Annotated in this window: 11 protein-coding genes; 5 read left to right on the forward strand and 6 right to left on the reverse strand. The window is 70.7% G+C overall.

The window, feature by feature from the left end:
* Positions 1–14: 14 nt before the first annotated feature.
* The 6 genes from ABZ192_RS03350 to iolC are packed head-to-tail and all read right to left on the reverse strand — an operon-like array spanning position 15 to position 7,044.
* On the reverse strand, positions 15–800 hold the full coding sequence (locus ABZ192_RS03350; RefSeq protein WP_356922810.1) for a GntR family transcriptional regulator: 786 nt from the start codon (positions 798–800) through the stop codon (positions 15–17).
* A gap of 20 nt (positions 801–820) precedes the next feature.
* A complete protein-coding gene (locus ABZ192_RS03355; protein ID WP_356922964.1) occupies positions 821–2,317 on the reverse strand; it encodes a CoA-acylating methylmalonate-semialdehyde dehydrogenase in 1,497 nt (498 codons plus the stop codon).
* Positions 2,318–2,372: 55 nt separating this feature from the next.
* On the reverse strand, positions 2,373–4,247 hold the full coding sequence (iolD, locus tag ABZ192_RS03360; protein ID WP_356922811.1) for a 3D-(3,5/4)-trihydroxycyclohexane-1,2-dione acylhydrolase (decyclizing): 1,875 nt from the start codon (positions 4,245–4,247) through the stop codon (positions 2,373–2,375).
* On the reverse strand, positions 4,244–5,137 hold the full coding sequence (gene iolB, locus ABZ192_RS03365; protein ID WP_356922812.1) for a 5-deoxy-glucuronate isomerase: 894 nt from the start codon (positions 5,135–5,137) through the stop codon (positions 4,244–4,246). The genes iolD and iolB overlap by 4 nt, the downstream gene beginning before the upstream one ends.
* Positions 5,138–5,175: 38 nt before the next feature.
* Complete coding sequence (locus tag ABZ192_RS03370) at positions 5,176–6,054, reverse strand: deoxyribose-phosphate aldolase (protein WP_356922813.1); 879 nt, start codon at positions 6,052–6,054, stop codon at positions 5,176–5,178.
* Between the two features lie 12 nt (positions 6,055–6,066).
* The gene (iolC, locus tag ABZ192_RS03375; RefSeq protein ID WP_356922814.1) at positions 6,067–7,044 is read right to left on the reverse strand and encodes a 5-dehydro-2-deoxygluconokinase; all 978 of its coding nucleotides are present in this window, start codon (positions 7,042–7,044) and stop codon (positions 6,067–6,069) included.
* 322 nt (positions 7,045–7,366) lie between these two features.
* Here iolC and ABZ192_RS03380 point away from each other — a divergent pair, with 322 nt between their 5' ends.
* Genes ABZ192_RS03380 through ABZ192_RS03400 form a run of 5 tightly spaced genes read left to right on the forward strand, consistent with a single transcriptional unit; the run spans position 7,367 to position 12,321 of the window.
* Positions 7,367–8,386: a sugar ABC transporter substrate-binding protein gene (locus ABZ192_RS03380; RefSeq protein WP_356922815.1), complete on the forward strand. Its 1,020-nt coding sequence runs from the start codon at positions 7,367–7,369 to the stop codon at positions 8,384–8,386.
* Positions 8,386–9,462: an ABC transporter permease gene (locus tag ABZ192_RS03385; RefSeq protein ID WP_356922816.1), complete on the forward strand. Its 1,077-nt coding sequence runs from the start codon at positions 8,386–8,388 to the stop codon at positions 9,460–9,462. Before ABZ192_RS03380 ends, ABZ192_RS03385 begins: the two co-directional genes overlap by 1 nt.
* A gap of 5 nt (positions 9,463–9,467) precedes the next feature.
* The gene (locus ABZ192_RS03390; protein ID WP_020271623.1) at positions 9,468–10,379 is read left to right on the forward strand and encodes an ATP-binding cassette domain-containing protein; all 912 of its coding nucleotides are present in this window, start codon (positions 9,468–9,470) and stop codon (positions 10,377–10,379) included.
* A gap of 1 nt (position 10,380) precedes the next feature.
* Positions 10,381–11,283: a sugar phosphate isomerase/epimerase gene (locus ABZ192_RS03395; RefSeq protein ID WP_356922817.1), complete on the forward strand. Its 903-nt coding sequence runs from the start codon at positions 10,381–10,383 to the stop codon at positions 11,281–11,283.
* An 18-nt stretch (positions 11,284–11,301) separates the two neighbouring features.
* Complete coding sequence (locus ABZ192_RS03400; RefSeq protein ID WP_356922818.1) at positions 11,302–12,321, forward strand: Gfo/Idh/MocA family oxidoreductase; 1,020 nt, start codon at positions 11,302–11,304, stop codon at positions 12,319–12,321.
* The last annotated feature ends 53 nt before the right edge of the window (positions 12,322–12,374 follow it).

Genomic DNA, 12,374 nt, shown 5'->3' on the forward strand with positions numbered 1-12,374 from the left:
TCAAGCCGTGCGCGCTACGGCCTCACCAGCAACTGGAAGTCGAACGTGTACCGCGACGCCCGGTACAGGTGCGTCCCGTACTCGACCGCGCGGCCGGTGTCGTCGTAGGCCGTACGCTGCATGGTGAGCAGCGCCGCTCCCTCCTCCTCGTCCAGCCGGGCGGCCTCCTGCGCGGTGGCCGCGCGGGCGCTGACGCGCTGCCGGGCGCTGTGCAGGGTGATGCCCGCCGAGCGCATCACCCGGTACAGGCCCGTCGACTCCAGGCGTGTGTCGTCGAGGGGCACGAGGGACGTCGGCAGGTAGTTGCACAGCAGGGCCACCGGCTGGCCGTGCGTGCAGCGCAGCCGGTCCAGGACGGTGACCTCGCTGCCCTCCGCGACGCCGAGGGCGGCGGCCACGTCGCAGGAGGCCGGGACGACCTCGAGGCGCACGACCTGCGTGGTGGGCCCCTGCCCGGCCTCCTCCAGGTCGTCGTAGAGGCTGCTCAGCTCCAGCGGGCGCTTGACCTGGCTGTGCACCACCTGCGTGCCCACCCCGCGCCGCCGGACCAGCAGCCCCTTGTCGACGAGGGACTGGATGGCCTGGCGGACCGTGGGACGGGACAGGCCGAGGCGCACCGAGAGGTCGACCTCGTTGCCCAGGAGGTCCCCCGGGGCGAGGACCCCGTGCTCGATCGCCGCCTCCAGCTGCCGCGCGAGCTGGTAGTACAGCGGCACGGGGCTGCCCCGGTCCAGGGCGAAGTCCAGCGAGCTGAGCGCGGGAGCGGCCGCGGTGCGGGCCCGGCCACCGGTCCTCGCCATGGATGATCCCCCCTTCGGCGTCAGGAGTTGCTCGGGAAACCGAGGTTGATGCCGCCGGCGTCTGCCGGGTCCGGCCAGCGCGTGGTGATCACCTTGCCCTGGGTGTAGAAGGCGATGCCGTCGTTGCCGTAGATGTGCAGGTCGCCGAAGAGGGAGTCCTTCCAGCCGCCGAAGGAGTGGTAGCCGACCGGGACCGGGATCGGCACGTTGACGCCGACCATGCCCGCCTTGACCTCCAACTGGAAGCGGCGGGCGGCGCCGCCGTCCCGGGTGAAGATCGCGGTGCCGTTGCCCCAGCGGGAGTCGTTGATCAGCTTGATGGCCTCTTCGTACGTGTCCGCGCGGACGACGCACAGCACCGGGCCGAAGATCTCGTCGCGGTACGCGTCCGCCGTCAGCGGCACCCGGTCCAGGAGGGAGACACCGAGGAAGAAGCCGTCCTCGTGGCCCTCGACCGAGAAGCCGGTGCCGTCGACGACGACCTCCGCGCCCTGCTCGGCGGCCGAGGCCACGTACGACGCCACCTTGTCGCGGTGCTCGCGGGTGATCAGCGGGCCCATCTCGGACGCCGGGTCGTTGCCGGGCCCGATCTTCAGGTTCTTCGCGCGCTCCGCGATCTTGCCCACCAGTTCGTCGCCGGTGTCGCCGACCGCGACCACGACCGACACGGCCATGCAGCGCTCGCCGGCCGAGCCGTACGCCGCGTTGATCGCCTGGTCGGCGGCGTGGTCCAGGTCGGCGTCGGGCAGGACCAGCATGTGGTTCTTGGCGCCGCCCAGGGCCTGCACCCGCTTGCCGTGCTCGACGGCCTTGAGCTGGATGTACTTGGCGATCGGGGTCGAGCCGACGAAGGAGACCGCCTCGACGTCCGGGTGCTCCAGAATGCGGTCCACAGCCGTCTTGTCGCCCTGCACGACGTTCAGGACGCCGTCCGGCAGGCCCGCTTCGGAGGCCAGCTCGGCCAGGCGGAAGGAGGCCGACGGGTCCTTCTCCGACGGCTTCAGCACGAACGTGTTGCCGCACGCGATGGCCAGCGGGAACATCCACATCGGCACCATCGCCGGGAAGTTGAACGGCGTGATGCCCGCGACCACGCCCAGCGGCTGGCGGATCGAGGCCACGTCGACCCGGGTGGAGACCTGCGTGGACAGCTCACCCTTGAGCTGGACGCTGATCCCGCACGCGAGTTCGACGATCTCCATGCCGCGCGCGACCTCGCCGAGCGCGTCGGAGTGCACCTTGCCGTGCTCGGCGGTGATCAGTTCGGCGATCTCGTCGCGGTGGGCGTCCAGCAGCTCGCGGTACTTGAACAGCACCGCCGTGCGCTTGGCGAGCGAGGACTCCCCCCAGGACTCGAAGGCGGCCTTGGCGGAGGCGACGGCGGCGTCCACGTCGTCGACGGCCGCGAACGCGACCTGCTTCTCCTGGGCGCCGGTGGCCGGGTTGTAGACGGGGCCGAAGCGGCCGGAGGTGCCCTCGACGGGCTTGCCGTCGATCCAGTGGGTGATGGTCTTCATGGTGCGCAAGGGCCTTTCGTGAGCCTGGGATTCAAGCCTGGAGTGCAGCGGGTGTTCACAGGTGGCGACGGCGTCCGGCGACCTGCCGGTCGTAGCGCTCGCGGGCCTCGACGGCGGCCTCGCGGGAGGCGGTCTCGGCCACCGGCACGTCCCACCAGGCCTCGGCCGGGGGAGCGGTCGGGGCCGGGTCGGTCTCGACGTACACGCACGTCGGCCGGTCGGAGGCGCGTGCCGCGGCCAGCGCCTCGCGCAGCTCGCGCACCGTCTTGGCGCGCAGGACGTCCATGCCGAGGCTGGCCGCGTTGGCGGCCAGGTCGACGGGCAGCGGGGCGCCGGTGAAGGTGCCGTCGGCGGACCGGAACCGGTAGGCGGTGCCGAACCGCTCGCCGCCGGTCTCCTCCGACAGACCTCCGATGGAGGCGTAGCCGTGGTTCTGGAGGAGGACGATGTTGAGCGGCAGACCCTCCTGGACGGCCGTGACGATCTCCGTCGGCATCATCAGGTAGGTGCCGTCGCCGACCAGCGCCCACACCGGCGTACCGGGAGCGGCCTGCTGGACGCCGATGCCGGCCGGGATCTCGTAGCCCATGCAGGAGTAGCCGTACTCCAGGTGGTACTGGCGCGGGCTGCGGGAGCGCCACAGTTTGTGCAGGTCGCCGGGGAGCGAGCCGGCCGCGTTGATCACCACGTCGTCGTCGCCCACGGCCGCGTCCAGCGCGCCGAGCACCTGCGTCTGGGTCGGGACCGCGCTCACGTCGTCGGCGCGGTAGGCCGCCTCGACGACCTCGTCCCAGCGCTCCTTGCCGGCGCGGTACTCGGCCTCGTACGCCTCGCTCACCCGGTGGCCGGGGAGCTCCTCCAGCAGCCTTTCGAGGCCGGACCTCGCATCGCACACCAGCGTGCGCGCGGCCAGCTTGTGCGCGTCGAAGCCGGTGATGTTGAGGTTGAGGAACCGCACGTCCGGGTTCTGGAAGAGCGTGCCGGAGGCCGTGGTGAAGTCCGTGTAGCGGGTGCCCACGCCGATGACGAGGTCGGCGGTGCGGGCGAGGCCGTCGCTGACGGCCGTGCCGGTGTGGCCGATGCCCCCGAGGTCGGCGGGGTGGTCGTGGCGCAGTGACCCCTTGCCCGCCTGGGTGGAGGCGACGGGGATGCCGGTGGCGTCCGTGAACGCCTTCAGCTCCGCCTCCGCCTCGCTGTGGTGGACACCGCCGCCCGCGACGATCAGGGGGCGCTCGGCCGACCGGATCGCCTCGACCGCCGCCGTCAGCTCCACCGGGTCCGGCGCGGGACGCCGTACGTACCAGACGCGCTCGGCGAAGAACTCCTCCGGCCAGTCGTACGCCTCCGCCTGCACGTCCTGCGGCAGGGCCAGGGTGACGGCGCCGGTCTCGGCCGGGTCGGCCAGCACGCGCATCGCCTGGAGCGCCGACGGGATCAGCGCCTCGGGGCGGGTGATCCGGTCGAAGTACCTGGACACCGGGCGCAGGGTGTCGTTGACCGACACATCGGCCTCGACCGGGTGCTCCAGCTGCTGGAGCAGCGGGTCGGGGGCGTGCGAGGCGAAGTAGTCGCCGGGCAGGAGCAGCACCGGCAGCCGGTTGATCGTCGCCAGGGCGGCACCGGTGACCAGGTTGGTGGCGCCCGGGCCGATCGAGGTCGTCACTGCCTGCGCGGACAGGCGGTTGAGCTGCCGGGCGTAGCCGACCGCCGCGTGCACCATCGACTGCTCGTTGCGGCCCTGGTGGAACGGCATGACGTCCTCGCCCGCCTCCAGGAGGGCCTGGCCGACACCCGCCACGTTGCCGTGGCCGAAGATGCCCCAGGTCCCGGCGATCAGCCGGCGCCGCACGCCGTCCCGCTCGGTGTACTGGACGGACAGGAACCGCACCAGCGCCTGGGCGGTCGTCAGTCGGCGGGTGGTGGCGCTCATACGGAGGTCTCCGGGGCGGTGTAGAGGGGGAGTCGGGGGTCGACCGGCTGGTCCGGCCAGGTGTCGCGGACCCAGGCGTGGTCGGGGTGGTCGCAGATCAGCCAGGCACGCTCGGCCTCCGGGCCCGCCATGACGTTGAGGTAGTACATGTGGTGGCCGGGCGTGGCCATCGACGGCCCGTGCCAGCCGTCCGGGATCAGCACGACGTCGCCGTCGCGGACCTCGGCCAGCACGTCGGTGTCGCGGCCCGGGCCGGACGGGGAGACGCGCTGGTAGCCGAGGCCGGGGGTGCCGTCGTGGCCGGCGAACTCGAAGTAGTAGATCTCCTCCAGCACGGACTCCTCGCCCGGCCGGTGCTCGTCGTGCTTGTGCGGCGGGAACGACGACCAGTTGCCGCCCGGCGTGATCACCTCGACCGCGATGAGCTTGTCGCACTCGAACACGCCCGCCGCGCCGAAGTTGTTGACCTGGCGCGAGCAGTTTCCGGTGCCCCGCAGCTCCACGGGCACCTCGGACGCCGGGCCGTAGCGGGCGGGCAGCCTGCGGGTGCAGCGCGCGCCGGTCAGCGCGAAGCGGCCGCCGGCGGCGGAGGTCACGGTCGCCCGGGCGTCGCGCGGCACGTACGCGAAGTCGCTGACGCCGCTGAAGACGTCCCTGCGGCCCTGGAGCTCGAAGGTGTCCTGGCCGAAGTCGTCCGTCGCGGCGACCGTGCAGCCGCCGCTGAGCGGGACGACGATCCACTCGCTGTCGCCGGCCTCGAAGGAGTGCGTGCCGCCCGGCGGCAGCTCCAGGATCCGCAGGCTGGAGTGTCCCCAGCCGGCCTTCTCGGGCGTGACGTCGACGATGTAGGGGCCACCGAGGGCCTTACCCGCGGGGAGGTGATACGTCATCGTGTGCCTTTCGGGTCACAACAGGCCGACAGAGCGACTCACAACAGACCGACGGCAGTGTCCACTGCCTCTTCCACGCTGCCCCCGGCCGGGTAGAGCAGCGAGCGCCCGACGACCATGCCCTGCACGGTGGGCAGGCGCAGGGCCTTGCGCCAGCGTTCGTACGCGCCCTCCTGGTCGCCGCCGACCTCGCCGCCGAGCAGGACGACGGGGAGCGTGGAGGTCTCCAGGACCTGGGCCATGTCGTCCGGGTCGTCGGTGACGGGCAGCTTCAGCCAGGTGTAGGCGGAGGTGCCGCCCAGGCCCGCGGAGATCGCGATGGACCGGGTGACGGCCTCGGCGGACAGGTCGTTGCGCACCTTGCCGTCGACCCGCCGGGAGATGAACGGCTCGACGAACAGGGGGAGTTGCCGGGCGGCCATGTCGTCGATGGCCCGCGCGGTGGACTCCAGGGTGGTGAGCGAGCCCGGGTCGTCGTAGTCGATGCGGACCAGGAGCTTGCCCGCGTCGAAGCGGAGCCGCGCGATGTCCTCGGCGCGGTGGCCGGTGAAACGGTCGTCCATCTCGAACGCGGCGCCGGCGAGGCCCCCGCGGTTCATCGAGCCCATGACGACCTTGTTCTCCAGCACCCCGAGCAGGAGCAGGTCCTCCAGGATGTCGGCGGTGGCGAGCACCCCGTCGACCCCGGGCCGCGACAGCGCGACGCACAGCCGTTCCAGCAGGTCGGCGCGGTTGGCCATGGCCAGGCGCCGGTCACCGACCCCGAGCGCGCCGCGCGCCGGGTGGTCGGCGGCCACGATCATCAGCCGGCCGCTGTCGCCGATCAGCGGGCGGCGCACCCGGCGGGCCGCCGCCTCGGCGACGGCCTCGGGATTGCGGGCCCGGACCGTGGTGAGGTCGGGGATGCCGATGTTCAATGCAGGCTCCGTTCAGTGACTCGTGCTCGGCGACGACACCGTGGCGAGGAGGTCCTCGACCTCGGACTCGGCGGGCATGGCGGAGGAGCAGGCGAGGCGTGAGGCGACGAGGGCGCCGGCGGCGTTGGCGTGCCGCATGGTCTTCTCCAGGTCCCAGCCGGCGAGCAGGCCGTGGCAGAGGGAACCGCCGAAGGCGTCACCCGCGCCCAGGCCGTTGACCACCTCGACCGGCACCGGAGGCACCTCGGCCCGGGTGCCGTCGCGGTGCACGGCCAGGACGCCCTTGGGGCCCTGTTTGACGACGGCCAGTTCCACGCCGGCCTCCAGCAGCGCGTCGGCGCAGGCCTGCGGTTCGCGCACGCCGGTGGCGATCTCGCACTCGTCGAGGTTGCCGACCGCGACGGTGGCGTGGCGCAGCGCCTCGCGGTAGTACGGGCGGGCCTCCTCGGGGTCGGCCCAGAACATCGGCCGCCAGTCGAGGTCGAAGACGGTGATGCCCGCCTTGTCGCGGGCCTTGAGGGCGGCGAGCGTGGCGGAACGGCTCGGCTCCTCGCTCAGGCCGGTCCCGGTGATCCAGAAGATCCGGGCCCCGCGGATCGCGAAGAAGTCCAGCTCGTCGGTGTGGATCTCCAGGTCGGGGGCCTTGGGGCGGCGGTAGAAGTACAGCGGGAAGTCGTCCGGCGGGAAGATCTCGCAGAGGGTGATCGGCGTCGGGTGGGCGTCGACCGGGGTGACCCAGCGGTCGTCGACGCCGAAGGACGTCAGCTCCTCGTGCAGGTAGGTGCCGAAGGGGTCGTTGCCGGTCCGGGTGATCACGGCCGTACGGCGTCCGAGGCGCGCCGCGGCGACCGCCACATTGGCCGCCGAACCTCCCAGAAATTTCCCGAACGTCTCCACCTGGGGCAGCGGGACGCCGGTCTGGAGGGGATAGAGGTCGACCCCGATGCGGCCCATCGTGATCAAGTCGAAATACTGGGCTGGCTCGGCCATGCGCGACCTCCTCGGGAAGCTGGGGATGCGGGTCCGGGGCCCTCCTGACACCGTGGGGCGTGGGTGACCTGGGACCTGCCGCCTTACAGGTGTAGGCGGCGGAGGACGACCCTGTCAATAGTTTGTACTTACATTCGGACCTGCTTGTGAAATGATGTCTTAACAAAGTATTGACAGCGAGCCCGGCAAGGACTTGTATCCCGTGGCATCGCAACAGTCTGTTTGCGGCATCATGATCCGGACTCCGTAAGGCTCCGGGACCACGGATCCCTCGTGATCCCTCCCCTTTCCCCCGCAGTAGCACAGTGAGGTGCCAGGAAAGATGGACCGCTCTTCTCACCCCCGCTCCCGCAGGATCGCGCCGGTTGTCGCCGTTGCCGCGGCGGCGGCCCTGACCCTCGCCGGCTGCTCCAGCAGTTCCGGGGGCAAGAAGTCCGAGGAAGGCGCCGCGAACGCCTCCGCCGGCAAGGCGACCACGCCGCGCATGACCGTCGCCCTCGTCACGCACCAGGCTCCCGGTGACACCTTCTGGGACACCGTGCGCAAGGGCGCCGAGGCCGCCGCCGCCAAGGACAACATCAAGCTCATCTACTCCGCCGACCCGAACGCGGGCAACCAGGCCAACCTGGTCCAGAACGCGATCGACCAGAAGGTCGACGGCATCGCCGTCACGCTCGCCAAGCCCGACGCCCTCAAGGGCGTCATAGGCAAGGCCGAGAAGTCCGGCATACCCGTGGTCGGACTCAACTCCGGCCTGAGCGACTGGAAGAAGCTCAACCTGCTGGAGTTCTTCGGCCAGGACGAGTCCGTCGCGGGCGAGGCCTTCGGCAAGAAGCTGAACGAGGTCGGCGCCAAGAACGTCCTCTGCGTCATGCAGGAGCAGGGCAACGTCGGCCTGACGCAGCGCTGCGACGGCGTGGCGAAGACCTTCGAGGGCAAGGTCGACCCGCAGAACGTCAACGGCACCGACATGCCGGCCGTGAAGTCGACGATCACCGCCAAGCTGAAGCAGGACCCCTCCATCGACTACGTCGTCACTCTCGGCGCCCCCTTCGCGCTGACCGCGGTGCAGTCGGTCTCCGACGCCGGCAGCAAGGCGAAGATCGCCACCTTCGACCTGAACAAGGACCTGATCAAGTCCATCAAGGCCGGTGACATCCAGTTCGCCGTCGACCAGCAGCCCTACCTCCAGGGCTACCTGGCCGTCGACGGCCTGTGGCTCTACAAGAACAACGGCAACTACAGCGGCGGCGGCGAGCAGCCCGTGCTGACCGGCCCGGCCTTCGTCGACAAGTCCAACGTCGACAAGATCGGGGAGTTCGCCGCGAAGGGCACCCGGTGATGAGCATGACCCAGCAGGCCACGCCGGCGGTGGACACACCGCCGGCCCCCGGCCCCAAGCAGTCCGACGGCCGCACGCGGCAGCGCCCGCTGGCGCTGCGGCTGCTGGCCCGGCCCGAGGTCGGCGTCTTCCTCGGCGCCGTCGCCGTGCTCGTGTTCTTCCTGTTCGCGGCACCGCCGGTGCGCGACGGCAGCTCGATGGCCAACATCCTGTACCAGTCGTCGACCATCGGGATCATGGCGCTGCCCGTGGCCCTGCTGATGATCGGCGGCGAGTTCGACCTGTCGGCCGGTGTCGCCGTGATCACCTCGGCGCTCACCGCGTCGATGCTCAGCTACCAGCTGACCATGAACGTCTGGGTCGGTGTGATCGTCGCCCTGCTCGTGTCGCTCGCGATCGGCGCGTTCAACGGCTGGCTCCTGGTCAAGACCGGGTTGCCCAGCTTCCTGGTCACCCTCGGCACCTTCCTGATCCTCCAGGGCGTGAACCTCGCCGTGACCAAGCTGGTCACGGGCAACGTCGCCACGGACGACATCAGCGACATGGACGGCTTCTCCCAGGCGCAGAAGATCTTCGCGTCGACGTTCGAGGTCGGCGGGGTCAACGTCAAGATCACCGTGGTGTGGTGGCTGGTCTTCGCGGCCCTGGCCACCTGGGTGCTGCTGCGCACCAAGTACGGCAACTGGATCTTCGCGGTCGGCGGCAACAAGCACTCCGCGCGGGCCGTCGGTGTCCCGGTGACCTTCACCAAGATCTCCCTGTTCATGCTGGTCGGGTTCGGCGCCTGGTTCGTCGGCATGCACCAGCTGTTCTCCTTCAACACCGTGCAGTCCGGCGAGGGCGTGGGCCAGGAGCTCATCTACATCGCCGCGGCCGTCATCGGCGGCTGTCTGCTGACCGGTGGCTACGGCTCCGCGATCGGCCCGGTCTTCGGCGCCTTCATGTTCGGCATGGTGCAGCAGGGCATCGTCTACGCCGGCTGGAACCCGGACTGGTTCAAGGCCTTCCTCGGCGTGATGCTCCTCGGCGCCGTCCTCATCAATCTGTGGGTCCAGCGCACGGCGACCCGGAGGTGACCGCAATGACCAGCAACGAAACCGGCACCCACGGGGCCGTCCTGAAGGACACGCCGCCCGCGGAGGACCGAGCCCTCGTCGAACTCCGCGGCGCGGGCAAGTCCTACGGCAACATCCGCGCCCTGCACGGAGTCGACCTGAAGGTCTTCCCCAACCGGGTCACCTGCGTCCTCGGCGACAACGGCGCGGGCAAGTCCACCCTCATCAAGATCATCTCGGGTCTGCACCAGCACACCGAGGGCGAGTTCCTCGTCGACGGCGAACCCGTGCGTTTCTCCACCCCGCGCGAGGCCCTCGACAAGGGCATCGCCACGGTCTACCAGGACCTCGCCGTCGTCCCGCTGATGCCGGTGTGGCGCAACTTCTTCCTCGGCTCCGAGATGACCAAGGGCCCCTGGCCCGTGCGCCGTCTCGACATCGAGAAGATGAAGAAGACCGCCGACGAGGAACTGCGCAACATGGGCATCGTCCTCGACGACATGGAGCAGCCCATCGGCACGCTCTCCGGCGGACAGCGCCAGTGCGTCGCCATCGCCCGCGCCGTCTACTTCGGCGCCCGCGTCCTCATCCTCGACGAGCCGACCGCCGCCCTCGGCGTCAAGCAGTCCGGTGTGGTGCTGAAGTACATCGCCGCCGCCCGCGAGAAGGGCCTCGGCGTCATCTTCATCACCCACAACCCGCACCACGCCTACATGGTCGGCGACCACTTCAGCGTGCTGCGCCTGGGCACCATGGAACTGTCCGCCTCCCGCAGCGAGGTCAGCCTCGAGGAGCTGACCAACCACATGGCCGGCGGTACCGAACTGGCCTCCCTCAAGCACGAGTTGGCGCAGGTCCGCGGCGTCGACGTCGAGGAACTCCCCGAGGCGGGAGACCTCACCGCCCCCGTAGCCACGTCTTCGGAAGGAAAGTCCTGACATGGCCCTCGCGCTCGACCGCATCCGGGTCGGCTCCGCCCCCGACTCCTGGGGCGTCTGGTTCCCCGACGACCCCCAGCAGGTGCCCTGGGAACGCTTCCTCGACGAGGTCGCCGAGGCCGGCTACTCCTGGATCGAACTCGGCCCGTACGGCTACCTGCCGACCGACCCGGCCCGGCTCACCGACGAGGTGACCAAGCGGAACCTGCAGGTCTCCGCCGGCACGATCTTCTGCGGCCTGCACCGCGGCCCGTCCGAGTGGGACTCCACCTGGGAGCAGGTCAGCCGCGTCGCAGCCCTCACCCAGGCCATGGACGCCAAGCACCTGGTCGTCATCCCCTCCTTCTGGCGGGACGACAAGACCGCCGAGATCCTGGAGCCCCCGGAGCTGACCACCGAGCAGTGGCGCCACCTCACCACGGGCATGGAGCGCCTCGGCCGTGAGGTGAAGGACACGTACGGCCTGGACATCGTCGTCCACCCGCACGCAGACACCCACATCGACACCGAGGAGCACGTCGAGCAGTTCCTCGACTCCACCGACTCCGACGCCGTCAACCTCTGCCTGGACACCGGGCACTACGCCTACTGCGGCGGCGACAGCGTCAAGCTGATCGAGACGTACGGCGAGCGCATCGGCTATCTGCACCTCAAGCAGGTCGACCCGGACATCCTCGCCGACGTGGTCAAGAACGAGATGCCGTTCGGTCCCGCCGTGGCGCGCGGAGTCATGTGCGAACCGCCCGCCGGTGTCCCCGAGCTGGGTCCGGTGCTCACGGCCGCCCAGAAGCTGGGCGTGGACCTGTTCGCCATCGTCGAGCAGGACATGTACCCCTGCGAGCCGGACAAGCCGCTGCCGATCGCGGTGCGCACCCGCAAGTTCCTGAGGTCCTGCGGCGCCTGACGACCCGAAAGGACGGCCATGGCTGAGCGCGCCACTCTGGGAGTCGCGGTCATCGGTACCGGAAGGATGGGCGCGGACCATGTGCGCCGCATCCACGAAGTCATCAGCGGAGCACGGGTGGTCGCCGTCGCCGACGTCGACGCGGAACGCGCGAAAGCAGTCGCCGCCCGCGTCGACGGCTGCGCCGCCCACACCGACCCGGCCGCCGCCCTGGCGGCCGCCGACGTCGACGCCGTCCTGATCGCCTCCCCGGGCCCGGCCCACGAGGCCACGCTGCTCGCCGCCTTCGAGCGCGATCTGCCCGTCCTGTGCGAGAAGCCGCTCACCCCCGATGCGGCCTCCGCCCTGCGCGTCCTCGAAGCCGAACTGCGCCTCGGCCACCGCCGTGTCCAGGTCGGCTTCATGCGCCGCTACGACCCCGAGTACGCGAAGCTGAAGGCCCTGCTGACGACGGGTCAGCTGGGCCGTCCGCTGATGGTGCACAACCGGCACCGCAACGTCGCCAGCCCGCCCTTCTTCACCAGCTCCATGCTCATCAGCGACTCGGTCGCCCACGAGGCGGACGCGACCCGCTGGCTGCTCGACCACGAGATCACGGCGGTCACGGTGCTGCGCCCGGCACCGTCCGCCAACGCCCCCGACGGACTGCGCGATCCGCAGTTCGTCGTCTTCGAGACCGACGGCGGCGCCCTGTCCGACGTGGAGATCTTCGTCAACTGCGGCTTCGGCTACCAGGTGCAGGCGGAGGTGGTCTGCGAACGCGGCACCGCCCGCATCGGCGACGGCCACGCCCTGGTCACCAACATGGCCGGCCGCTGGGGCGGCACCATCGCCCAGGACTGGACCGAACGCTTCGAGACGGCCTACGACCGGGAGGTCCAGGCCTGGGTCGACGCCACCCGCCGCGGCGAGGTGACCGGCCCGAGCGTCTGGGACGGCTACGCCGCCGCCGCGGTGTGCGAGGCGGGGGTGCGGGCGCTGGAGGACGGCGGCCGGGTCGAGGTCGAACTGGCCGAGAAACCCGCGCTGTACGCGTGAACAGGCCGAGCGGACCGGGGCGCACCCCCGACCCGCTCGGCGTGTTCTGCGCT

This window comes from Streptomyces sp. NPDC006235, from assembly GCF_040613735.1.
Classification (GTDB): Bacteria; Actinomycetota; Actinomycetes; order Streptomycetales; family Streptomycetaceae; genus Streptomyces.

Excerpts from the sequence above, each read along its gene's own strand:
- ABZ192_RS03350 (WP_356922810.1), bottom strand. The coding sequence starts at position 800 with ATGGCGAGGACCGGTGGCCGGGCCCGCACCGCGGCCGCTCCCGCGCTC.
- ABZ192_RS03355 (WP_356922964.1), bottom strand. The coding sequence starts at position 2,317 with ATGAAGACCATCACCCACTGGATCGACGGCAAGCCCGTCGAGGGCACC.
- iolD (WP_356922811.1), bottom strand. The coding sequence starts at position 4,247 with ATGAGCGCCACCACCCGCCGACTGACGACCGCCCAGGCGCTGGTGCGG.
- iolB (WP_356922812.1), bottom strand. The coding sequence starts at position 5,137 with ATGACGTATCACCTCCCCGCGGGTAAGGCCCTCGGTGGCCCCTACATC.
- iolC (WP_356922814.1), bottom strand. The coding sequence starts at position 7,044 with ATGGCCGAGCCAGCCCAGTATTTCGACTTGATCACGATGGGCCGCATC.
- ABZ192_RS03380 (WP_356922815.1), top strand. The coding sequence starts at position 7,367 with ATGGACCGCTCTTCTCACCCCCGCTCCCGCAGGATCGCGCCGGTTGTC.
- ABZ192_RS03385 (WP_356922816.1), top strand. The coding sequence starts at position 8,386 with ATGAGCATGACCCAGCAGGCCACGCCGGCGGTGGACACACCGCCGGCC.
- ABZ192_RS03390 (WP_020271623.1), top strand. The coding sequence starts at position 9,468 with ATGACCAGCAACGAAACCGGCACCCACGGGGCCGTCCTGAAGGACACG.
- ABZ192_RS03395 (WP_356922817.1), top strand. The coding sequence starts at position 10,381 with ATGGCCCTCGCGCTCGACCGCATCCGGGTCGGCTCCGCCCCCGACTCC.
- ABZ192_RS03400 (WP_356922818.1), top strand. The coding sequence starts at position 11,302 with ATGGCTGAGCGCGCCACTCTGGGAGTCGCGGTCATCGGTACCGGAAGG.